The organism is Kitasatospora sp. HPM-01-4, assembly GCF_051374625.1.
Taxonomy (GTDB): Bacteria; Actinomycetota; Actinomycetes; order Streptomycetales; family Streptomycetaceae; genus Kitasatospora.
In genome coordinates, this window is the sequence record NZ_JBPQGP010000005.1 from 4,765,384 (window position 1) to 4,787,720 (window position 22,337).

Genomic DNA, 22,337 nt, shown 5'->3' on the forward strand with positions numbered 1-22,337 from the left:
GCGGCGTTGACCGCGGCGTTGACCGCAGCGTTGATTGCGGCGTTGACCAGGCCGTTGACCGCGCCGTTGACGGACCGGTCGGCGGCCGGGTGCCCGACTGTCCCCGGCCCCGCACCGGGCCCGTGCCGGCGTCGTACCGCGACCCGTACGCGCTGCAATGGTCATACGACTTCCGAAACCGGGGCCGGGCCTGACAGGATCTGCCCCACCGCGTCATCACGATGAGTGTCGATGTACGCACTAAGTGTGATTGTCCGTCTGGAAACTGACCGAGGAAGCGGCCGAGTTGAACCTCATGCGCTGGAGCGCCAGGCTCACCGGAGCCCCGTGGCGCGCCGCTCCCACCACCCGGCCCGACCCGGTCACCGTCCCGGCACCTCGCGATCCCAGCGCGACACCCGGCCCGCTCGATCCGCGTGACATCCAGGACCTGTACGACCTGCGGGAGGTGCTCGCCCGCCTCCCCGCCCCGGTCGCCGTCACCTACGGACCGCAGCACCAGCTCGGCTACGCCAACCGCGCCTACCGTGAACTCTTCGGCGAACGGACCAACGGGCTCCCCGCCTGCGAAGCCCTCCCGGAGCTCACCGCGCTCGGAGTGCTCCCCCTGCTGGACCAGGTCGTCCGCAGCCGCCGGCCACGAAGCGTCAAGGCCCGCCGCATCCTCGGACTCGCCGGCAACCGCTACTACAACGTCTCCTGCGTACCGCTGGGCGGTGGAGAACAGAAGGCGGCTCCGGCAGACGACGCCCTGGTGAGGCCCACCGTCGTGAAGTCCGCCGCAGAGGAGAGGGCGGCACCGGCAGGCGTCCTCATCTTCGCCGTCGAAGTCACCGACCAGGTCCAGGCCGCCTCCCGCCTCCGCGAGGCCGAGCGCCGCCAGAGACAGGCCGCGGTCACTCTGCAGCGCAGCCTTCTTCCGCAGAAACTCGAACAGCCCGACGGCCTCCGCGTCGCCGCCACGTACCAGCCGGGCGGGGCCGACGCGGCGGTCGGCGGTGACTGGTACGACGTCATCGGCCTCGGTGGCGGCCGGACCGCCCTCGTCATCGGTGACGTCATGGGCCGAGGCCTGCGTGCCGCCGCGGTCATGGGCCAGTTGCGTACCGCGGTCCGCGCCTACGCCCGCCTCGACCTCCCGCCCCACGAGGTCATGAGCCTGCTCGACGGCCTCGCCATGGAGATCGATGCCAACCAGATCGCCACCTGCACCTACGCCGTCTGGGACCCGGCCCCCGGCACTCTCCTCTACGCCTCCGCCGGCCACCTGCCGCTGCTGCTGCGCTGCCCCGACGGCACGGTGCTGCGGGGCGAGGAACAGAACGGCCCACCGCTGGGCACCGGCGGCGGCACCCACCACTCGCACACCCTCCGCCTCCTTCCCGGCACGACCGGCGTCCTCTACACGGACGGGCTGGTCGAACGCCGCGACGAGGACATCGACGAGGGCCTGGACCTGCTCGCCCACACCCTCGGCGGGGCCGTGGGCGGCCCCGAGATCGTCTGCGCCCGCCTGCTCCGCGCCATGGGCGTCACCTCCGAACACGACGACGACGTAGCGGTCCTCGCCTTCCACGTACCGCCGGCCCCGGGCACCGATCCGCTCCTTGACTCCCTCGAAGCAGAGGACTAAAGTTCTTCGAGCTGCCTGGCAGGGAGCACCGGACACGCATCGGCGCGGACGGTCCCGGGGCAGCCAATCCTCTGAAACACCACTTCTTCTGTTCGAGCTGAGTCGTGCGTTGTCGCGGCTTGGTGCGAATTGTCGTGTTGTTTTTCTGGATTGTGGCTGGATTCGCTTTTCGGAGCGGGGGTCGGCTAAAGTTTTGGACGTCGGACGGGCCGTCAGGTCGGGTCCGGCGGAAAGCCTCCTGAAGGCCGGGAAGCGCGAAGGACTCTGATAGAGTCTGGAACGCCGAAAGGCTGAAGGAAAGCGGATCGGGTGAGTGAAACTCCGGAAGACGGAGCGGAAAACATCTGATAAGCTGGAAACACGAAAGAACGAAGCGCCCGGAGGGCCCGCTGGAAGGCGGCTCGAAGGAAGCGTCCGTTCCTTGAGAACTCAACAGCGTGCCAAAAGTCAACGCCAGATATGTTGACATCCCCGGCGAGACCATCCGGTCTTGTTGGAGATTCCTTTTGTAATACACAGCGAGGACGCAGTGCGCGGGATCACCTCATTCCGGTGGTTGCCGTGCCGCTCAACGCGAGTGTTCACCCGATCACGGGTAATCATTCACGGAGAGTTTGATCCTGGCTCAGGACGAACGCTGGCGGCGTGCTTAACACATGCAAGTCGAACGGTGAAGCCCTTCGGGGTGGATCAGTGGCGAACGGGTGAGTAACACGTGGGAAATCTGCCCTGCACTCTGGGACAAGCCTTGGAAACGAGGTCTAATACCGGATATGACCTTCCTCTGCATGGGGGTTGGTGGAAAGCTCCGGCGGTGCAGGATGATCCCGCGGCCTATCAGCTTGTTGGTGGGGTAATGGCCTACCAAGGCGACGACGGGTAGCCGGCCTGAGAGGGCGACCGGCCACACTGGGACTGAGACACGGCCCAGACTCCTACGGGAGGCAGCAGTGGGGAATATTGCACAATGGGCGAAAGCCTGATGCAGCGACGCCGCGTGAGGGATGACGGCCTTCGGGTTGTAAACCTCTTTCAGCAGGGAAGAAGCGAAAGTGACGGTACCTGCAGAAGAAGCACCGGCTAACTACGTGCCAGCAGCCGCGGTAATACGTAGGGTGCGAGCGTTGTCCGGAATTATTGGGCGTAAAGAGCTCGTAGGCGGCCTGTCGCGTCGGATGTGAAAGCCCGGGGCTTAACCCCGGGTCTGCATTCGATACGGGCAGGCTAGAGTGTGGTAGGGGAGATCGGAATTCCTGGTGTAGCGGTGAAATGCGCAGATATCAGGAGGAACACCGGTGGCGAAGGCGGATCTCTGGGCCATTACTGACGCTGAGGAGCGAAAGCGTGGGGAGCGAACAGGATTAGATACCCTGGTAGTCCACGCCGTAAACGTTGGGAACTAGGTGTTGGCGACATTCCACGTCGTCGGTGCCGCAGCTAACGCATTAAGTTCCCCGCCTGGGGAGTACGGCCGCAAGGCTAAAACTCAAAGGAATTGACGGGGGCCCGCACAAGCAGCGGAGCATGTGGCTTAATTCGACGCAACGCGAAGAACCTTACCAAGGCTTGACATACACCGGAAACTGGCAGAGATGTCAGCCCCCTTGTGGTCGGTGTACAGGTGGTGCATGGTTGTCGTCAGCTCGTGTCGTGAGATGTTGGGTTAAGTCCCGCAACGAGCGCAACCCTTGTTCTGTGTTGCCAGCATGCCTTTCGGGGTGATGGGGACTCACAGGAGACTGCCGGGGTCAACTCGGAGGAAGGTGGGGATGACGTCAAATCATCATGCCCCTTATGTCTTGGGCTGCACACGTGCTACAATGGTCGGTACAAAGGGCTGCGATGCCGTGAGGCGGAGCGAATCCCAAAAAGCCGGCCTCAGTTCGGATTGGGGTCTGCAACTCGACCCCATGAAGTTGGAGTTGCTAGTAATCGCAGATCAGCATGCTGCGGTGAATACGTTCCCGGGCCTTGTACACACCGCCCGTCACGTCACGAAAGTCGGTAACACCCGAAGCCGGTGGCCTAACCCGTAAGGGGAGGAGCCGTCGAAGGTGGGACCAGCGATTGGGACGAAGTCGTAACAAGGTAGCCGTACCGGAAGGTGCGGCTGGATCACCTCCTTTCTAAGGAGCACATAGCCAGATCTGAGCGAATGCCTCAGATTGGTTGCTCATGGGTGGAACGTTGACTATTCGGCACAGTGAGGTCGTGGATCGTTAGTACTGCTCTTCGGGGCGTGGAACGCGGGTCTGGTGGCTTGGCTGTGTCGGGCACGTTGTTGGGTCCTGAGGGAACGGCTGTATGGCTGTTACCTCTAGGATGCCGGTCCTACTGACAGCATGGCTTGTCCGTGTCGCAGGTGGGTGACTGGTCGTTGTTTGAGAACTGCACAGTGGACGCGAGCATCTGTGGCCAAGTTTTTAAGGGCGCACGGTGGATGCCTTGGCACCAGGAACCGATGAAGGACGTGGGAGGCCGCGATAGTCCCCGGGGAGTCGTCAACCAGGCTTTGATCCGGGGGTTTCCGAATGGGGAAACCCGGCAGTCGTCATGGGCTGTCACCCGCTGCTGAACACATAGGCAGTGTGGAGGGAACGCGGGGAAGTGAAACATCTCAGTACCCGCAGGAAGAGAAAACAACCGTGATTCCGGGAGTAGTGGCGAGCGAAACCGGATGAGGCTAAACCTTGAGCGTGTGAGACCCGGCAGGGGTTGCGCTTGAGGGGTCGTGGGTTTTTTCTTGATCGGTCTGCCGGCCGGTCGGCGAGTCAGAAACCGTATGGGTAGTCGAAGGACATGCGAAAGGTCCGGCGTAGAGGGTAAGACCCCCGTAGACGAAATCTGTACGGCTCGCTTGAAGAATACCCAAGTAGCACGGGGCCCGAGAAATCCCGTGTGAATCTGGCGGGACCACCCGCTAAGCCTAAATATTCCCTGGTGACCGATAGCGGATAGTACCGTGAGGGAATGGTGAAAAGTACCGCGGGAGCGGAGTGAAATAGTACCTGAAACCGTGTGCCTACAAGCCGTGGGAGCGTCGTCACTTCGGTGGCCGTGACTGCGTGCCTTTTGAAGAATGAGCCTGCGAGTTTGCGGTGTGTAGCGAGGTTAACCCGTGTGGGGTAGCCGTAGCGAAAGCGAGTCCGAATAGGGCGTTTGAGTTGCATGCCCAAGACCCGAAGCGGAGTGATCTAGCCATGGGCAGGTTGAAGCGTGGGTAAGACCACGTGGAGGACCGAACCCACCAGGGTTGAAAACCTGGGGGATGACCTGTGGTTAGGGGTGAAAGGCCAATCAAACTCCGTGATAGCTGGTTCTCCCCGAAATGCATTTAGGTGCAGCGTCGCGTGTTTCTTGCCGGAGGTAGAGCACTGGATAGGCGATGGGCCTTACCGGGTTACTGACCTTAGCCAAACTCCGAATGCCGGTAAGTGAGAGCGCGGCAGTGAGACTGTGGGGGATAAGCTCCATGGTCGAGAGGGAAACAGCCCAGAACACCGACTAAGGTCCCTAAGCGTGTGCTAAGTGGGAAAGGATGTGGAGTCGCAGAGACAACCAGGAGGTTGGCTTAGAAGCAGCCACCCTTGAAAGAGTGCGTAATAGCTCACTGGTCAAGTGATTCCGCGCCGACAATGTAGCGGGGCTCAAGCACATCACCGAAGTCGTGTCATTGCAGCAATACTCCTAACGGGGGCTGTGATGGGTAGGGGAGCGTCGTGTGCCGGGTGAAGCGGCCGAGGAATCGAGTCGTGGACGGTATACGAGTGAGAATGCAGGCATGAGTAGCGATACAAGAGTGGGAAACTCTTGCGCCGATTGACCAAGGGTTCCTGGGTCAAGCTGATCTGCCCAGGGTAAGTCGGGACCTAAGGCGAGGCCGACAGGCGTAGTCGATGGACAACGGGTTGATATTCCCGTACCCGCTTTGAAGCGCCAACGCTGAACCCTCTGATGCTAAGCCCGTGAAGCCGTCCCGGAGTCTTCGGACAATGGGGAGTGGTGGAGCCGGTGACCCGAGGTGGTAGTAGGTGAGCGATGGGGTGACGCAGGAAGGTAGTCCAGCCCGGGCGGTGGTTGTCCCGGGGTAAGGGTGTAGGACGTAGGGTAGGCAAATCCGCCCTGCAATAGTCTGAGACCTGATGCCGAGCCGATTGTGGTGAAGTGGATGATCCTATGCTGTCGAGAAAAGCCTCTAGCGAGTTTCATGGCGGCCCGTACCCCAAACCGACTCAGGTGGTCAGGTAGAGAATACCGAGGCGTTCGGGTGAACTATGGTTAAGGAACTCGGCAAAATGCCCCCGTAACTTCGGGAGAAGGGGGGCCATTCCTGGTGATGAGTCTTGCACTCTGAGCTGGGGGTGGCCGCAGAGACCAGCGAGAAGCGACTGTTTACTAAAAACACAGGTCCGTGCGAAGCCGTAAGGCGATGTATACGGACTGACGCCTGCCCGGTGCTGGAACGTTAAGGGGACCGGTTAGTCATGATTCGTCGTGGCGAAGCTGAGAACTTAAGCGCCAGTAAACGGCGGTGGTAACTATAACCATCCTAAGGTAGCGAAATTCCTTGTCGGGTAAGTTCCGACCTGCACGAATGGCGTAACGACTTCTCGACTGTCTCAACCATAGGCCCGGTGAAATTGCATTACGAGTAAAGATGCTCGTTTCGCGCAGCAGGACGGAAAGACCCCGGGACCTTTACTATAGCTTGATATTGGTGTTCGGTTCGGCTTGTGTAGGATAGGTGGGAGACTTTGAAGCTGTGACGCCAGTCATGGTGGAGTCGCCGTTGAAATACCACTCTGGTCGTGCTGGATGTCTAACCTGGGTCCGTGATCCGGATCAGGGACAGTGTCTGGTGGGTAGTTTAACTGGGGCGGTTGCCTCCTAAAGGGTAACGGAGGCGCCCAAAGGTTCCCTCAGCCTGGTTGGCAATCAGGTGTTGAGTGTAAGTGCACAAGGGAGCTTGACTGTGAGACTGACGGGTCGAGCAGGTACGAAAGTAGGGACTAGTGATCCGGCGGTGGCTTGTGGAAGCGCCGTCGCTCAACGGATAAAAGGTACCCCGGGGATAACAGGCTGATCTTCCCCAAGAGTCCATATCGACGGGATGGTTTGGCACCTCGATGTCGGCTCGTCGCATCCTGGGGCTGGAGTAGGTCCCAAGGGTTGGGCTGTTCGCCCATTAAAGCGGTACGCGAGCTGGGTTTAGAACGTCGTGAGACAGTTCGGTCCCTATCCGCTGTGCGCGTAGGAGTGTTGAGAAGGGCTGTCCCTAGTACGAGAGGACCGGGACGGACGAACCTCTGGTGTGCCAGTTGTTCTGCCAAGGGCATGGCTGGTTGGCTACGTTCGGGAGGGATAACCGCTGAAAGCATCTAAGCGGGAAGCCTGCTTCGAGATGAGCACTCCCACCTCCTTGAGAGGGTAAGGCTCCCAGTAGACGACTGGGTTGATAGGCCGGATATGGAAGCCTCGTGAGGGGTGGAGTTGACCGGTACTAATAGGCCGAGGGCTTGTCCTCAGTTGCTCGCGTCCACTGTGTTGTTCTGAAACAACGACCCCGACCCTGTGTGGGTTGGTGCGGTTGATAGTTTCATAGTGTTTCGGTGGTCATAGCGTGAGGGAAACGCCCGGTTACATTCCGAACCCGGAAGCTAAGCCTTACAGCGCCGATGGTACTGCAGGGGGGACCCTGTGGGAGAGTAGGACGCCGCCGAACAATTTTTCTGAGAAGCCCTTCCCGGGATCCCCGGGGAGGGCTTCTCGCATTTCCGGACCCCGTATTTCGCGTCGGTTCGGGCAGCTTTCCCGCCTGGCCAGCTGACAGAGCCAAGGCTGACTGCGGGCAAGGCCCTGCAAGCGACAGCTGACGCGACGTAGGGTCGGGTCATGACTTCTTCCGCCACTCCCAGCCCCGAGACGTCGCGCCGTACCTACTCCCGCACGCTGCCGCAGACCAGCAGCAGCATCGTTGCCACGCCACTGCTCTCGGTGGAGGAGGCCCGGGCGGCCGCCGAGGTCATCGCGGAGGCGGCGGTCGCGGACGAGCGGCAGGCCGTGTCCGAACAGGGCCGGCTCCGGCTGAAGTCGACGGAGGCCCGGCCCGGTGTGCTGCATCTGATCCAGTGGGCCGACAGCCGGCCCGAGTCGGGCACGGCCGAGACCGGCACGGCCGCCGGCTACGCGCAGCTGGAGCTGCCGAGCGGTGGCAGGGCCGGAACGGCCGAGCTGACCGTCGCACCCGGCTCGCGGGGGCTCGGCCTCGGCCGGCACCTGGTGGACGCGGTCCTCGCCGAGGCCGCGGCAGCCGCCCCCGAGGCGCCGGTGGAGTTCTGGGCGCACGGCGGTCACCCGGCCGCCCGCCACCTCGCCACCGTCTACGGCGCCGAGCTGGTGCGCGAGCTGCGGCAGATGCGCCGCACCGCGGCTCTGCCCGAGGCCGTGGAGGTGCCCGACGGGGTCGAGGTGCGGGCGTTCCGCCCCGGCCAGGACGACACCGCGTGGCTGCGGCTGAACGCGCTGGCCTTCGCGCACCACCCGGAACAGGGCTCCTGGAGCGAGCAGGACCTGGCGGACCGGCTGGCCGAGCCCTGGTTCGACCCGAGCGGGTTCTTCCTGGCCTTCCGTGGTGAGCAGCTGGTCGGCTTCCACTGGACGAAGGTGCACCCGGAGGGGATCGGCGAGGTGTACGTGGTCGGGGTGGACCCGGCCGAGCAGGGCAACGGCCTGGGCAGGGTGCTGACGGCGATCGGTCTTCGTCACCTGGCGGAGGACCGTAAGCAGCAGACCGTGATGCTTTACGTGGACGCTGACAACTCGGCCGCGGTCCGGGTATATGAACGGTTGGGGTTCACCATCCACGAGGTGGACCTGATGTACCGCGTCCAGGCCCGCCGGGACTCGTGACCGACCGACCCCGGATCCGTCATCGAGTCCGCAGCCGCAGCCGGGCCCGGAGGCCGCGCTGGGATCCGGGTGGGGCTCCTGGGACGGTGGCGCCGTAAGGGACGCCCGGGGCCACCCGGGCGGGCCTCCGGCGCGTCGGTGCCACCGCATCCACGGGGGTGACCGCCTCAGCTTTCCTCCCGGCCATGCGGTGTTTACCGTGGATTAAATTGCCGCCGCGAAGATCACAGGATGACGTCCGTAGCGCCTCGCCTCCGCGCGGTCGGCCAGTATCCGTGGGTCGGCCGTCTTCCGGCCGCACCCGGCGAGTGCGAGCCTGGGCCGCGGTACGAGGACCGCACACACGTGACGACGGGCTCCGGCCGTCCGAGCGCCGGGCACCGCCCGGACACCGTCCTGCTGGAGGAGCTGGATTCCATGAGCGTCCCCCGCCCTGCACAAGCCGCACCGTCCGCCTCCTCGTCCAAGGGCTCGGCCGCCGGGCCGGCGACCGGTGCGCCGGAGGCCGCTGCCGCGCAGGCGACCAGGGCCAGAGCAGCCGCCAAGCGCTCGAAGGCACCCGCACCTGCCACGAGCACCCCCGCACCTGCCACGAGCGCGCCCGCAGCCGACCCGCCGACCGGCACCGACGCCGCCGCGATCCCGGTTCCCGGTGTCTCCTCGGTGCTCGGACTGGCGCTGGAGGACCACGACGAGTACACCTCGTCCGCCGTCCCGGACCTCGAAGAGCTTCCGGCGGGGAGGTTCCTGGACCGGGAGCGCAGCTGGCTGGCGTTCAACGAGCGGGTGCTGGAGCTGGCCGAGGACCCGCGGATCCCGCTGCTGGAGCGGGCCAAGTTCCTGGCCATCTTCGCCAGCAACCTGGACGAGTTCTTCATGGTCAGGGTGGCCGGCCTCAAGCGCAGGATCGCCACGGGAGTGGCGCAGCGTTCGGCCTCCGGTCTGCAGCCCCGCGAGGTGCTGGACCAGATCTGGACCAGGTCACGCGAGCTGATGGCCCGTCATGCCGCGGCGTTCCAGCAGGAGGTGCTGCCGGATCTGGCGATGGAGGGCATCGAGCTGGTCCGCTGGCCGGAGCTGACCGAGAAGGAGCAGGCCCGGCTGCACACGCTGTTCCGGCAGAAGATCTTCCCGGTGCTGACGCCCCTCGCGGTGGACCCGGCACACCCGTTCCCGTACATATCGGGCCTGAGCCTCAATCTGGCCGTGGTGGTCCGCAACCCGGTGTCCGGGCACAAGCACTTCGCCCGGGTGAAGGTCCCGCAGTCTCTCTCCCGGTTCCTGGAGGCGTCGCCGCAGCGGTACGTTCCGCTGGAGGACGTGATGGGGGCGCACCTGGAGGAGCTGTTCCCGGGGATGGAGGTGCTGGCGCACCACGCCTTCAGGGTCACTCGCAACGAGGACCTGGAGGTGGAGGAGGACGACACCGAGAACATCCTCAAGGCGCTGGAGAAGGAGCTGATGCGGCGGCGGTTCGGCCCGCCGGTGCGGCTCGAGGTCGAGGAGTCGATCGATCCGTACATCCTGGACCTGCTGGTCCGCGAGCTGAACATCACCGAGGCGGAGGTCTTCCCGCTGCCGGGGCCGCTGGACCTGACGGGTCTGTTCGGGATCTCGGAGCTGGAGCGCCCGGAGCTGAAGTACCCGAAGTTCGTGGCGGGCACGGCGCGCGGGCTGACCGACGTGGAGTCGGCCTCGCAGCCGGACATCTTCGCCGCCATGCGGGAGCGGGACGTGCTGCTGCACCACCCGTACGACAGCTTCTCCACCTCGGTGCAGGCGTTCCTGGAGCAGGCGGCGGCCGACCCGGACGTGCTGGCGATCAAGCAGACGCTGTACCGGACCTCGGGTGACTCGCCGATCGTGGACGCGCTGATCGACGCGGCGGAGGCGGGCAAGCAGGTACTGGTCCTGGTCGAGATCAAGGCGCGGTTCGACGAGCAGGCGAACATCAAGTGGGCCCGGAAGCTGGAGGAGGCCGGCTGCCACGTGGTGTACGGCCTGATCGGGCTGAAGACGCACTGCAAGCTCTCGCTGGTGGTCCGCCAGGAGGGCGACATCCTGCGCCGCTACTCGCACGTCGGGACCGGCAACTACCACCCCAAGACCGCCCGGCTGTACGAGGACATCGGGCTGCTGACGGCTGATCCGCAGGTCGGCGCGGACCTCTCGGACCTGTTCAACCGGCTGTCGGGCTACTCGCGGCGCGAGTCGTACCGGCGGCTGCTGACCGCGCCGCGCGGGCTGCGCGACGGGCTGCTGGCCCGGATCCACGCGGAGGTCGCGCACCACCGGGCCGGGCGGCCCGCGTACGTGCGGATCAAGGTCAACTCGATCGTGGACGAGGCCGTGATCGACGCCCTCTACCGGGCCTCCCAGGCGGGGGTGCCGGTGGACGTCTGGGTGCGCGGGATCTGTGCCATCCGGCCGGGCGTGGCGGGGCTGAGCGAGAACATCCGGGTGCGCAGCATCCTGGGGCGCTTCCTGGAGCACTCGCGGATCTTCGTCTTCGGCAACGGCGGCGAGCCCGAGGTGTGGATCGGCAGCGCGGACATGCTGCACCGCAATCTGGACCGCCGGATCGAGACGCTGGTCCGGGTGACCGACCCGGCGCACCGGGCGGAGCTGGCCGGGCTGCTCGACCTGGGGATGTCGGACGAGACCGACGCCTGGCACCTCGGCCCGGACGGGGGCTGGACCAGGCACTCCGAAGACGGCGACGGCCGGCCGCTGCGGCACGTCCAGGACCTGCTGGTCGACTCGCGCCAGCGCCGCCGTACGGCCCGGGCGGCCCGCTGACCGGACCGCAGCAGCACCCCGAGCGCAGCGCCAACTGACCGCACCACCCACCCAGCTCAGCACCTACCGGCTCAGCACGAGCCGCCGGTCGGCACCGCAGCCGGCCGGCGGCATTCGGCAGGCGGCCGTGGCAGCGACCAGCGACCACGGCAGCCGGCCACCAGCCCTGGGGAACGGTCCCCGGGGGGACGGGGAACCCAGCCATGACCGATGTGCCGATGACGGCCCGGACCGGGCCGAAGGCCGCGAACGCCTCCACCGGGGAGATCCTCTCCGGCTACCTCACCGCCCAGGCCGGCGCGTTCCTGCGCGCGCTGCCTCAGGCGGTGGGCGAGGCCGGTTCGAGACCGGGAGCGCTCCCGGCGGGCGGGGCGAGTGCGGCCGCGGCGGCCGGTACCGAGGAGCTGCTGCGGGCGGTGCGGCGGATCGGCGGCGCGCTGCACACCTTCGCGGCGGCCTTCGAGCGTGACTGGTCGGCGGAGACCAGGTCCGAACTGCGCTGGCTGCTCAATCTGCTGGCGCAGGAGCCCGCCCTGCTGCGGCGGTCGGCCCGGCTGCTGGCGGCGCTGGACTCGCTGAGCGAGACCGATCCGCTGGGGCCCGGCATGCTCGCCGGGCACGCGGGCGCGCCCAAGGCACGTGCGCTGCTGGAGCGCCAGCTCACGCTGGCCAGGACCAGGGCGCACTCCACCGTGCTGCAGGAGCTGCGGTCGGCCCGGCTGCACGCGCTGGCCGACCGGATGACCCTGCTGGCCGGTGATGTGCCGCTGCTGGACGGCGTGGCGCGGCAGGAGGGCGGCACGCTGCCCCCGCTGGCGGCGGAGGCCTTCGGGGCGCTGGCGGCGGAGGCCCAGCGGCTGCCGTTGAGCCGGGCGGCGACCCCGTACGGCGGGGAGGGCCTGCGCCGGCTCGGCACCGTCCCCGCCGCGCGGGAGCCCTCGGCCGAGCCCCGGACCCGGGGCGGCGAGGTGGACGCGGACTCCGCGGTGGCGGCGGACGACGCGCCGTGGCACCGGGTGCGGATCCTGGTCAAGCGGGCCAGGTACGCGCTGGAGGTCTGCGGTGCTCCTGACGCGGAGCTCGATCTGCTGGACTGCACGCTGCACCGCCACCAGGAGGCGGCGGACGCGGCGGTCACGGTGGCCACGGCAGCGCGTACACCGAGGATCACCCCGGCGACCGCCTACGTCCTCGGTGTGGTGCATGCTGATCAGCGGCTGGAGGTGGAGGCGGCCAGGTACGCCTTCGGCCACCAGTGGCCGAATCTCGCCCTTGGTCTGCCGCAGGCCCAGGGAGCACCCCCAGCACCTCGGATGGCATAGATGGGCAACCTGAGTACACCGCGCGCCGTGAGACCGGGGCAGGACCAGCTGCGGCGCAGGCGGTCCGGGCACGGGCCGACCGTCCTGGCGGCGGGCGCGGTGCTCTGGGTGCCCGGACCGGAGAAGAAGAACGGGCAGGGGCGGAAGAAGCCCAGGATCGCCTTGATCCACCGGCCGAAGTACCGGGACTGGACCCTGCCCAAGGGGAAGCTGGACCCCGGCGAGGGCTGGCAGGAGGCGGCGCTGCGCGAGGTGTGGGAGGAGACCGGGCTGAGCTGCGTGCTGGGGGAGGAGCTGCCGGCGCAGCACTACCTGGCACAGGGGCGGCCGAAGGAGGTCCGGTACTGGGCGGCGGTGCCGACGGCGGGCCGGTTCGCGCCGAACCGTGAGGTGGACCGGCTGGAGTGGCTGCCGCCGCGGAAGGCGCGTGCGCGCCTGACGTACGAGCGGGACCGCCTGTTGGTGGACGCGCTGCTGGTACTGCTGGCGGATCAGCGGTGTACTCCGTTGGAGTGATCTCGCCGCGTTCTGCCCGTGATTCAACCGTTACTACCGGACGCTGTTTCCTGCCATCCGTTCGAGGTTCACTCTCCGTTCATTTGTGACCGCCTGATGCGTCACCTGCCCGGCCTAACTTCAGGGTTACCGGAGGGCCGAACGGGCCCCGGACCTCAGCAAAACCTGCGTCCACGAGCGATGCTCGGCCCGATGGACGCGGGTAGTGCCACAGAAAGGGACACCCTGTGAAGCTCCAGCGGAACGGCCGCACCAAGGCCCTCGCGATCGGTGCCATGGCGCTCGTTGGCTCGCTGTCGCTCTCGGCCTGCGGCTCCGACGACAACAACACCGCGAGCTCCCAGTCCTCGGGTGGCAGCGCAGCGCCGGCCGCGCAGATCGCCTGCGCCGGCAAGGGCCAGCTGCTCGCGGCCGGTTCGACCGCGCAGGGCGACGCGATCGACGTCTGGAAGAACGCCTACGGTTCCGCCTGCTCCGGTACGACGATCACTTACGGTGGCGGCGGCTCCGGCGCCGGTGTCCAGCAGTTCAACCAGGGCAAGATCAGCTTCGCGGGTTCCGACTCGGCGCTGAAGCCCGCTGAGGTGGACGCCTCCAAGGCCGTCTGCAAGAGCGGCCAGGGCATCGACCTCCCGATGGTCGCCGGCCTGATCTCGATCGTCTACAACGTCGACGGTGTGGACAACCTGGTCCTGGACGGCCCGACCCTGGCCAAGATCTTCGACTCGCAGATCACCAAGTGGAACGACCCGGAGATCGCCAAGCTCAACCCGGACGCCAAGCTGCCGGACGCCGACATCCAGGCCTTCCACCGCTCGGAGGACTCGGGTACCACCGACAACCTGACCAAGTACCTGTCGAAGGCCGGCGGCGGCGCCTGGAGCTACCCGTCCGGCAAGACCTGGGCGGGCAAGGGCGGCCAGTCGGCCAACGGCAGCGCCGGTGTCGCCGCGCAGGTCAAGCAGGTCAAGAACTCGATCGGCTACGTCGAGCTGGCCTACGCCAAGAACAACAACCTGAAGAGCGCCCTGATCAACACCGGCGCCTCCAAGCCGGTCGCGGCCACCGCCGAGAACGCCGCCAACACCTTCGCCAAGGCGAAGATCACCGGTACCGGCAGTGACCTGGCGCTGAACCTCGACTACGCGACCAAGGACGAGGGCTCCTACCCGATGGTCATGGTCACCTACGAGATCGTCTGCGACAAGGGCAACAAGGCCGACACCCTGGACGCCCTGAAGTCCTTCCTGACCTACACCATCAGCGACAACGGCCAGCAGGCCATCGGCGCCAAGGGCTACGTCCCGCTGCCGAAGGAGCTGGCCGCCAAGGTGCAGGCCGTCATCCCGACCCTCGCCTGATCCATCCGCACCACCGGCCGGGTAGCCCTCGATGGGGGGCAGGGCTGCCCGGCCCGCACCACGACCACATAGTCCGGGGCACCGCCGCCATGGTGCCGTCCCCCTGCGGGGCAGCGCCGCCAGACCGGAGTAGACGATCATGACTTCATCCCCCCCTGCCACCTCGGCTGGCAGGGACCGTCGGCCACGACGCGACAGCCGCGTCGGCGACAGCATCTTCTTCAACATCTCCCGGGGCTCGGGCATTCTGCTGCTGGTCATCATGGCCGCCATCGCAGGTTTCCTGGCCTACCGTTCGGGCCTGGCCCTCTCGAAGAACGAGGGCAACTTCCTCACCACCTTCGAGTGGAACCCGGACGGCCCCAAGCCGGTCTTCGGCATCGCGGTGCTCGCCTTCGGCACCATCGTCAGCGCGCTGATCGCGATGGCGATCGCGGTCCCGGTCGCGATCGGGGTGGCGCTGTTCATCTCGCACTACGCGCCGCGGAGGATCGCCCAGCCGTTCGCCTACCTGGTGGACCTGCTGGCCGCCGTCCCCAGCATCGTCTACGGCCTGTGGGGCGCGCTCTTCCTGGTGCCGCACATGAGCGGCCTGACCGCGTGGATGGACCAGTACCTCGGCTGGACGTACATCTTCAGCCAGACCCAGCACGGGGTGACCCCGCGCAACCTGTTCACGGTCGGCATCCTGCTGGCGATCATGATCCTGCCGATCATCACCGCGGTGACCCGCGAGGTCTTCCGCCAGGTCCCGCGGATGCACGAGGAGGCGGCACTCGCCCTCGGTGCGACCCGCTGGGAGATGATCCGCACCGCCGTACTGCCGTTCGGCCGCCCCGGCATCATCTCGGCCTCGATGCTCGGCCTCGGCCGCGCGCTCGGTGAGACCATCGCGGTCGCCACCGTGCTCTCCGCCAGCAACGTCCTGTCGCTGCACATCCTGGACCCGGGCGGCGGCACCTTCGCCCAGAACATCGCCCTGAAGTTCGGCGAGGCCCAGCCCTTCGGCCGGGACGCCCTGATGGCCTCCGGTCTGGTCCTGTTCGTGATCACCCTCCTGGTGAACGGCGCCGCCCGCCTGATCATCGCGCGCCGCAAGGAGTACAGCGCATGAGTGCAGTAACGACCACCTCCGCCGAGCCCTTGCTGCGCCGCGGGCTGACCACCGCCCGGCTGCCCAGGTGGGCCCCGCTCGGGACGGCGGTCCTCTCGGTCGCCCTCGGCTGCGGGATCGGCGCCGGGGCGGGACTGAAGAGCCACCTGCAGTGGGGGCTGATCTCCGCCGCGCTGTTCGTGATCCTCAGCTACGGCCTCGCGGCCAAGGTCGAGGGCCGCCGCCAGGCCAAGGACCGCATGGCCACCTCGGTGGTCTGGGTCGCCTTCGTGCTGGCCGTCGTCCCGCTCGCCTCCCTGACGGTCTACACGGTCCAGCAGGGCGCCGGCGTGGTGAACGGCAACTTCCTCACCCACTCCATGAAGAACGTCATCTCCTCGGGCCCCGGCGGCGGTATCTACCACGCGCTGATCGGCACCCTGGAGCAGGTCGGCCTGGCCACCGCGATCTCCGCCCCGATCGGCCTGCTGACCGCCGTCTACCTGGTCGAGTACGGCCGGGGCCGACTGGCCAAGGTGGTCACCTTCTTCGTCGACGTGATGACGGGTGTCCCGTCGATCGTCGCCGGTCTGTTCATCCTCTCGCTCTGGAACATCCTCCTCGGCTTCGACTACTCCGGCTTCTCCGGCAGCCTCGCGCTGGCGATCCTGATGATGCCGGTCGTGGTCCGCTCCACCGAGGAGATGCTCAAGCTCGTCCCGAACGAGCTGCGGGAGGCCTCGTACGCCCTGGGCGTGCCCAAGTGGAAGACCATCCTGCGGATCGTCATCCCGACCGCGATCGGGGGCATCACCACCGGTGTGATGCTCGCCGTCGCCCGGATCACGGGTGAGACCGCGCCGGTGATGATGCTGGTGTTCGGCGCCGACTTCATCAACAACGACCCGTTCAACGGCCCGCAGCAGTCCCTGCCGCTCTACATCTGGCAGCAGTACGCCATGGTCAACAACGACTTCGGTTACGCCCGAGCCTGGGGTGCCGCCCTGGTGCTGATCGCCTTCGTGATGGGGCTCAACCTCATCGCGCGGGGCGTCGCCCGCTGGCGCTCGCCCAAGGCCGGCCACTGACACCGACTGACGTACGAGAACGAAAGTAGACGAAAGATCATGGCCAAGCGCATCGACGTCAGCGGACTGTCCGCGTACTACGGCACCACCCGGGCCATCGAGGACATCTCGATGACCATCGAGCCCCGCTCGGTGACGGCCTTCATCGGCCCCTCCGGCTGCGGCAAGTCCACCTTCCTGCGCACCCTCAACCGGATGCACGAGGTCATCCCCGGCGCCCGGGTCGAGGGCAAGGTGATGCTGGACGACGAGAACCTGTACGGGGCCAACGTCGACCCGGTCGCCGTCCGCCGCTCGGTCGGCATGGTGTTCCAGCGGCCGAACCCCTTCCCGACCATGTCGATCTACGACAACGTGGTCGCCGGCCTGAAGCTCGCCGGGGTCAGGAAGAAGGCCGTCCTGGACGGCGTCGTCGAGAAGTCCCTCCAGGGCGCCAACCTGTGGAACGAGGTCAAGGACCGGCTGAACAAGCCCGGCGCGGGCCTCTCCGGTGGTCAGCAGCAGCGTCTGTGCATCGCCCGGGCCATCGCGGTCGAGCCGCAGGTCCTGCTGATGGACGAGCCCTGCTCGGCGCTCGACCCGATCTCCACCCTCGCCATCGAGGACCTGATCAGCGAGCTGAAGTCGCAGTTCACCATCGTGATCGTCACCCACAACATGCAGCAGGCGGCCCGCGTCTCGGACCGCACCGCCTTCTTCAACCTGGCCGGCGTCGGCCAGCCGGGCAAGCTCATCGAGCTGGACGACACCAACCGGATCTTCTCCAACCCGTCGGTGCAGGCGACCGAGGACTACATCTCCGGTCGCTTCGGCTAAACGTCGGCACCCGTGAGCTGCTCCGTGGCGCTGCATGGCGGTGCCGCCGCGGAGCATGATGAGGGCCCGCCCCCGAGCTGTGGGGGCGGGCCCTGCCATGTCCGGTCGGTGTTCCGCTACAGGAACAGCAGGTTGACCAGCCCGTACATCACCGCGGCGACCAGGCCGGCCGCGGGCATCGTGATGAACCAGCCGAGCACGATGTTCTTGGCGACGCCCCAGCGCACCGCGCGGATCCGCTTGGTGGCACCCGCGCCCATGATCGCGGCGGTGATCACATGGGTGGTGGAGATCGGCGCCTTGAAGACGAACGACGTGATGTACATGACCGCCGCGGAGGTGGCCTCCGCGGCGAAGCCCTGCGGCGGGTCCAGCTCGATGATCTTCCGGCCGAGGGTGCGCATGATCCGCCAGCCGCCCGCGTAGGTGCCCAGCGAGAGCATGGTGGCGCAGGAGATCTTCACCCAGATCGGGATGTCGCCGCCGTGCTGGTGACCCGAGATGGTGAGTGCCATCACCACGATGCCCATGGTCTTCTGGGCGTCCTGCAGACCGTGGGCCAGGGCCATGGCGGCGGCCGAGGCGGTCTGCGCGACCCGGAAGTTGCGCTTGGCGCGGTGCGGGTTGGCCTTCTTGAAGATCCACAGGATCGCCAGCATCGCCAGGAAGCCGCCGATCAGGCCCACGATCGGCGAGACCACCATCGGAACGATGATCTTGTCGATCACCCCGGACCAGATGACCCCGGTCCCGCCGGCCAGTGCGGCGCCGACCAGGCCGCCGAAGAGCGCGTGCGAGGACGAGGACGGCAGACCGAAGTACCAGGTGACCAGGTTCCAGGCGATCGCACCGACCAGACCCGCGAACAGGATTCCCATGCCCTGGCTGCCGGTCGGGGTCTCGATGATCCCGCTGGAGACGGTGTGTGCCACGCCGCTGCCCAGGAAGGCACCGGCCAGGTTCATCACGGCGGCCATCGCCAGTGCCGCCCGGGGGGTGAGCGCCCGGGTGGACACCGAGGTGGCGATGGCGTTCGCGGAGTCGTGGAAGCCGTTGGTGTACGTGAAGAAGAACGCCACGCCGATGACGGCGATGAGTGCTGCCATGTCCACGCTGGTCAGGACTCCTTGACCGCGATGGTCTCCACGGTGTTCGCCACGTGTTCGAAGGCGTCGGCGGCCTCTTCGAGGACGTCGACGATCTGCTTCAGCTTGAGCACCTCGATGGCCTCGTACTGGCCGCTGAACAGATGGGCGAGCAGCTTGCGGTGGATCTGGTCCGCCTGGTTCTCCAGCCGGTTGACCTCGATCCAGTACTCGGTCAGGTTGTCCATGCTGCGCAGGTTCGGCATCGCCGCCGCGGTCAGCTCGGCGGCCCTGGCCAGCACCTCGATCTGCTGCTCGATGCCCTTCGGCAGGGTCTGGATGTCATAGAGGACGACCAGGTCGACCGCCTCCTCCATGAAGTCCATGATGTCGTCCAGCGAGGAGGCCAGGCTGTAGATGTCCTCGCGGTCGAAGGGCGTGATGAAGGAGGAGTTCAGCTGATGGAACACCGCATGGGTGGTGTCGTCTCCGGCGTGCTCGGCGGCGCGCATGCGCTCGACGATCTCCGCGCGGGCCGACACGTCTGAACCCAGCAGTTCCAGCAGGAGCTTCGATCCCACGACCAGGTTCTCCGCGGCTGCGGCGAACATGTCGTAGAAGCTTGTCTCCTTCGGGGTCAGGCTAAAACGCACGGAAATCTCCGATGTGCGGGGTAGGGACTGAACGATGCTAGGCGCAAGGCGTCACAACTGTGCAAACGGGGTGACGACACGCGAACCGGAAGTTCCTCTTCCGACAAGGCATCGGGACGGGTGGGTCCGCACGGCGCCGGGCGGACGTAAGTACCCAGTGTGACGGAATCCGCGGCCGGGTGCCCGGGGTGCCCGGGAGCACGGGCCGGCGCCCGCACCCGGGGAACACTCCGGTCTGGCGGAGTGTTGCAGACTGGTGGCTCAGGCAGACACCTAAGGCGGGCCGGGATGACCACGACCACCAGCACCGAGGCGCACGGACCGCACGGTTACAGCCCCCACAAGTCCGAGCACCTGAAGCGGCTGCGCCGGATCGAGGGCCAGATCCGGGGCCTGCAGCGGATGGTCGACGAGGACACCTACTGCATCGACGTCCTGACCCAGGTCTCGGCCAGCACCAAGGCACTGCAGTCCTTCGCGCTCGTGCTGCTGGAGGAGCACCTGCGGCACTGCGTCGCGGCCGCGGCGGAGCACGGCGGGGCCGAGCTGGACGCCAAGGTGGCCGAGGCCGGCGCCGCGATCTCCCGGCTACTGCGCTCCTGACGCCCCCCGGGGCTCCTCGGGCGCCGGACCGCCGCAGGGCCGGTGCCCGGTTCGGTCGGCCCGGGCGACCTCGCAGTTCAACAGGACCTGGTCGATGTGTTCGGGGGCCAGCCGCTCCTCGGGGCTGGCGGTCGCGGCGATCATCAGCTCGCCGGCCAGCTCGATCTCGTCCAGTGCGGTCTGGTCGTGGCCTCCCCTGCGGCCTTTTGAGGACGCCCCCATGCGCACCACCCCTCCGACCGTACGGCAGGAGGCCGGTAGCCTCCGACACCAGCGTAGGGAGGGAACGGGCCATACCCCATGGCACGTACGGGCCATCTCTGCCGCCGCAGGAACTATTTACGGCGCGGCCGGGAGCCCCTAGCCGGGCGAAGAGGAGGGCTTCATCGAGATGATGTCGGCCGCCCCGGGCTCACTCGCGTCCACCGTGGCACCGAAGTCGTCGAGCGACACCGTGGAGACCACCTTCACCTGGTCCTTCGCCTCCTTGGACCCGGCCACCCCGGCGAACGTGAAGGTCTCGACCACCTTGTGCAGCCGGCCCTGCCCGTCCAGCCAGACCTCGTAGGGGACCTCCTTCACCGTGAAGGTCTGCGCGGCCATCCGCAGCCCGTCACCGCCCCGGCCCCCGGTGGCTTCGGCCGCCCTGGCCAGGTCGAGGGTGCCCTTGTAGTGCTTGAGCTGCTGGCCGCCCGCCGTCTCGGTGCCGACCAGCTCGGCCTTCTGCGCACCGCGCAGCGCCCCCGCGGCGCTGGCCGGATCGGTGGCCCCGCTGCTGACCAGGTTGCCGTCCGCGAGCTGACGGACGTCCAGCTTGACCCACTTGCCCGCCGGGATCTTGGCGCCGCTGTTCTGCAGATACACGGTGCCGGGCAGCATCACCTCGACGACCCTGCCGGTGGTGGCGGCGCCCGGGGGAACGTCGATCTCCAGCCTGCCGATCCGGTTCTGGTAGTCGTACCCGCCGCTGCCGTGGAAGACGGCCTTCTTCTCGGGTGACTCGGTGACCAGCTCGGTGGTGGCCCTGGCCGAACCGGTCCGCCCGGTGATGTCGGCGGCACTGTGCACCGCGGTGAGCGGGTCGGCGGAGAGCTGGTCGGCCGAGCTCGCCGAGGGGTGGCTGCCGCCGCCGCAGGCGGTGAGAGCCGCGGCGAGCATGGCCGTCAAGGCGCCGGTACGGGCGGGACCGACGGTGCGCCGGTGACTTCTGGTCAGCTCGTTCACTCTTGCGACAACCCCCTCGGGCCCTCGGCCCGGCAAGCCGCCTACCCGGTTGGGCAGAACTCTTGACGGTGCAACGAGCGGTCGCCTCGGGGGTTACGCCACGGGAGGGGTACGGAATTCGTCGCGCGGCAGGGGCGGAGCGCGTTACGGTGAGCGATGTGTCCAGTGAGCTGCCGGCCCATTCCGGCGCAGCCCCCTCGTCCCTTCTGGCGGATTCGGCCTCCCCGCACCGGGTGACGGTCGAGGAACGCGGTTCCTTCTGCTTCGCCAACTGCAGCTGCGGCTGGTTCGCTCCGGGCCGTCGCTCCCGCGACCGCGCCCGCCGCGACATCGAAACCCACCTCGCCGAACCGGGATAGCCCGGTGTCAGCCCCGGGGTGCGGGGAACCGCACGCCCGGGGAGTCGCCTCGCAGGGCCGGTTCAGGCCGCGAGATCGGAGTCGTGTGCCTGGTCCTCGGTGCGGGACCCGCGGCCGCGGCCGCGGCGGCGGCCCTCCGCTCCCCGGCGCCGTCCGCCGCCCTGGGCGCGTCCGGCGCCCCGCTCGGCGGCCTGAGGGGCCACCAGCAGGGGCGCGATCCTGGTCCGGGTCAGTGAGTGGCAGAGCGGGACCAGCACGGCCATGGCGATCGGTGCCAGCAGCAGCACCACCGCGGTGGCCAGCGCGAAACCGCCGATCACATCGGTCGGATAGTGGACGCCCATGAACATCCGGCAGAAGCCCTGGAGCAGTGCGAGACTGCCGGCGATCATTCCGAGCCGCTTGTTGACCAGGAACAGTGAGACGGCGAAGCCCATGGACATCGCGGAGTGGTCGCTGACGAAGGAGAGCGTGCCCTCCTTGCCCTGGACCAGGACGTCGAGGTCGGGATGGTCCACGAAGGGCCGGGGCCGGTTGACGATCGCCGAGATCGGGATGTTGGCGACCTCGGTGATGGCCACCGAGAGCGGGACCCAGAGCATCCCGGCGATGGCGACCGGTGCGTCCGGGCGGCGGCGGGCCTGCAGCCAGCCGGTCGCGCACAGCGCGGCGAGCCCGATCAGGATGCCGTACTCGCCGATCCAGGAGACCAGGCTGTCGACCCATACCGGCGACGCCTTGGCCAGGCCGTTGATCGCGCGCAGCAGACTGAGATCAGGGCCGGTCGTGTCGGCCAGCAGCGCTGACACGCCGCACCTCCCTGGTCGGTGGTTCCGTTCCGATCAAACGTGATCGACGGGCAAAACGTCACTCGTG

At 67.1% G+C, this 22,337-nt stretch carries 15 protein-coding genes, 3 rRNA genes and 1 pseudogene; 14 read left to right on the top strand and 5 right to left on the bottom strand.

Annotation, left to right across the window (positions count from 1 at the left end):
- Positions 1–295: 295 nt before the first annotated feature.
- From ACSMTC_RS20715 to pstB, 12 genes and pseudogenes are all read left to right on the top strand, one after another.
- A pseudogene (locus ACSMTC_RS20715) lies at positions 296–1,600 on the top strand (PP2C family protein-serine/threonine phosphatase); the annotation flags it as partial.
- Between the two features lie 635 nt (positions 1,601–2,235).
- A 16S ribosomal RNA gene (locus ACSMTC_RS20720) occupies positions 2,236–3,759 on the top strand.
- Positions 3,760–4,046: 287 nt separating this feature from the next.
- Positions 4,047–7,157 (top strand): 23S ribosomal RNA (locus tag ACSMTC_RS20725).
- A gap of 81 nt (positions 7,158–7,238) precedes the next feature.
- Positions 7,239–7,355, top strand: a 5S ribosomal RNA gene (rrf, locus tag ACSMTC_RS20730).
- Together the 16S, 23S and 5S rRNA genes form the textbook arrangement of a ribosomal RNA operon.
- 170 nt (positions 7,356–7,525) lie before the next feature.
- Entirely contained in the window at positions 7,526–8,542 is a 1,017-nt protein-coding gene (mshD, locus tag ACSMTC_RS20735; RefSeq protein ID WP_436561202.1) for a mycothiol synthase, read from the top strand.
- 417 nt (positions 8,543–8,959) lie between these two features.
- Positions 8,960–11,341 carry an RNA degradosome polyphosphate kinase gene (locus ACSMTC_RS20740; RefSeq protein WP_436564748.1) on the top strand — a complete coding sequence of 794 codons (2,382 nt, stop codon included), beginning with the start codon at positions 8,960–8,962 and terminating at the stop codon, positions 11,339–11,341.
- Between the two features lie 203 nt (positions 11,342–11,544).
- Positions 11,545–12,663, top strand: a complete 1,119-nt coding sequence (locus ACSMTC_RS20745; protein WP_436561203.1) for a CHAD domain-containing protein — start codon at positions 11,545–11,547, stop codon at positions 12,661–12,663.
- 27 nt (positions 12,664–12,690) lie between these two features.
- Positions 12,691–13,179, top strand: coding sequence for an NUDIX hydrolase (locus ACSMTC_RS20750; RefSeq protein WP_436561204.1), 489 nt, complete (start codon positions 12,691–12,693; stop codon positions 13,177–13,179).
- Positions 13,180–13,406: 227 nt separating this feature from the next.
- A complete protein-coding gene (gene pstS, locus ACSMTC_RS20755) occupies positions 13,407–14,540 on the top strand; it encodes a phosphate ABC transporter substrate-binding protein PstS (RefSeq protein WP_436561205.1) in 1,134 nt (377 codons plus the stop codon).
- A 139-nt stretch (positions 14,541–14,679) separates the two neighbouring features.
- Positions 14,680–15,654: a phosphate ABC transporter permease subunit PstC gene (pstC, locus tag ACSMTC_RS20760; RefSeq protein ID WP_436561206.1), complete on the top strand. Its 975-nt coding sequence runs from the start codon at positions 14,680–14,682 to the stop codon at positions 15,652–15,654.
- On the top strand, positions 15,651–16,721 hold the full coding sequence (pstA, locus tag ACSMTC_RS20765; protein WP_436561207.1) for a phosphate ABC transporter permease PstA: 1,071 nt from the start codon (positions 15,651–15,653) through the stop codon (positions 16,719–16,721). The genes pstC and pstA overlap by 4 nt, the downstream gene beginning before the upstream one ends.
- A 39-nt stretch (positions 16,722–16,760) precedes the next feature.
- Positions 16,761–17,537 carry a phosphate ABC transporter ATP-binding protein PstB gene (gene pstB, locus ACSMTC_RS20770; protein WP_436561208.1) on the top strand — a complete coding sequence of 259 codons (777 nt, stop codon included), beginning with the start codon at positions 16,761–16,763 and terminating at the stop codon, positions 17,535–17,537.
- Between the two features lie 116 nt (positions 17,538–17,653).
- Here the strand turns inward: pstB and ACSMTC_RS20775 are convergent, their stop codons facing one another.
- Both ACSMTC_RS20775 and ACSMTC_RS20780 read right to left on the bottom strand, forming a co-directional pair.
- Positions 17,654–18,643, bottom strand: coding sequence for an inorganic phosphate transporter (locus tag ACSMTC_RS20775; protein WP_436564749.1), 990 nt, complete (start codon positions 18,641–18,643; stop codon positions 17,654–17,656).
- An 11-nt stretch (positions 18,644–18,654) separates the two neighbouring features.
- Positions 18,655–19,275 carry a DUF47 domain-containing protein gene (locus ACSMTC_RS20780; protein ID WP_436561209.1) on the bottom strand — a complete coding sequence of 207 codons (621 nt, stop codon included), beginning with the start codon at positions 19,273–19,275 and terminating at the stop codon, positions 18,655–18,657.
- A gap of 288 nt (positions 19,276–19,563) precedes the next feature.
- Here ACSMTC_RS20780 and ACSMTC_RS20785 point away from each other — a divergent pair, with 288 nt between their 5' ends.
- The gene (locus ACSMTC_RS20785) at positions 19,564–19,878 is read left to right on the top strand and encodes a metal-sensitive transcriptional regulator (RefSeq protein ID WP_436561210.1); all 315 of its coding nucleotides are present in this window, start codon (positions 19,564–19,566) and stop codon (positions 19,876–19,878) included.
- Here ACSMTC_RS20785 and ACSMTC_RS20790 read toward each other — a convergent pair.
- Positions 19,864–20,100, bottom strand: coding sequence for a hypothetical protein (locus ACSMTC_RS20790; protein WP_436561211.1), 237 nt, complete (start codon positions 20,098–20,100; stop codon positions 19,864–19,866). The genes ACSMTC_RS20785 and ACSMTC_RS20790 overlap by 15 nt on opposite strands.
- A 138-nt stretch (positions 20,101–20,238) precedes the next feature.
- On the bottom strand, positions 20,239–21,102 hold the full coding sequence (locus tag ACSMTC_RS20795) for an SCO4651 family lipoprotein (RefSeq protein ID WP_436561212.1): 864 nt from the start codon (positions 21,100–21,102) through the stop codon (positions 20,239–20,241).
- 158 nt (positions 21,103–21,260) lie between these two features.
- On the opposite strand from ACSMTC_RS20795, the gene ACSMTC_RS20800 reads away from it, so the two are divergent.
- The gene (locus ACSMTC_RS20800) at positions 21,261–21,461 is read left to right on the top strand and encodes a hypothetical protein (protein WP_436561213.1); all 201 of its coding nucleotides are present in this window, start codon (positions 21,261–21,263) and stop codon (positions 21,459–21,461) included.
- Positions 21,462–21,523: 62 nt separating this feature from the next.
- On the opposite strand, the gene ACSMTC_RS20805 is transcribed toward ACSMTC_RS20800, so the two are convergent.
- Positions 21,524–22,270, bottom strand: a complete 747-nt coding sequence (locus ACSMTC_RS20805; protein WP_436561214.1) for a phosphatase PAP2 family protein — start codon at positions 22,268–22,270, stop codon at positions 21,524–21,526.
- Positions 22,271–22,337 lie beyond the last annotated feature (67 nt).

Excerpts from the sequence above, each read along its gene's own strand:
- mshD (WP_436561202.1), top strand. The coding sequence starts at position 7,526 with ATGACTTCTTCCGCCACTCCCAGCCCCGAGACGTCGCGCCGTACCTAC.
- ACSMTC_RS20740 (WP_436564748.1), top strand. The coding sequence starts at position 8,960 with ATGAGCGTCCCCCGCCCTGCACAAGCCGCACCGTCCGCCTCCTCGTCC.
- ACSMTC_RS20745 (WP_436561203.1), top strand. The coding sequence starts at position 11,545 with ATGACCGATGTGCCGATGACGGCCCGGACCGGGCCGAAGGCCGCGAAC.
- pstC (WP_436561206.1), top strand. The coding sequence starts at position 14,680 with ATGACTTCATCCCCCCCTGCCACCTCGGCTGGCAGGGACCGTCGGCCA.
- pstA (WP_436561207.1), top strand. The coding sequence starts at position 15,651 with ATGAGTGCAGTAACGACCACCTCCGCCGAGCCCTTGCTGCGCCGCGGG.
- pstB (WP_436561208.1), top strand. The coding sequence starts at position 16,761 with ATGGCCAAGCGCATCGACGTCAGCGGACTGTCCGCGTACTACGGCACC.
- ACSMTC_RS20775 (WP_436564749.1), bottom strand. The coding sequence starts at position 18,643 with ATGGCAGCACTCATCGCCGTCATCGGCGTGGCGTTCTTCTTCACGTAC.
- ACSMTC_RS20785 (WP_436561210.1), top strand. The coding sequence starts at position 19,564 with ATGACCACGACCACCAGCACCGAGGCGCACGGACCGCACGGTTACAGC.
- ACSMTC_RS20790 (WP_436561211.1), bottom strand. The coding sequence starts at position 20,100 with ATGGGGGCGTCCTCAAAAGGCCGCAGGGGAGGCCACGACCAGACCGCA.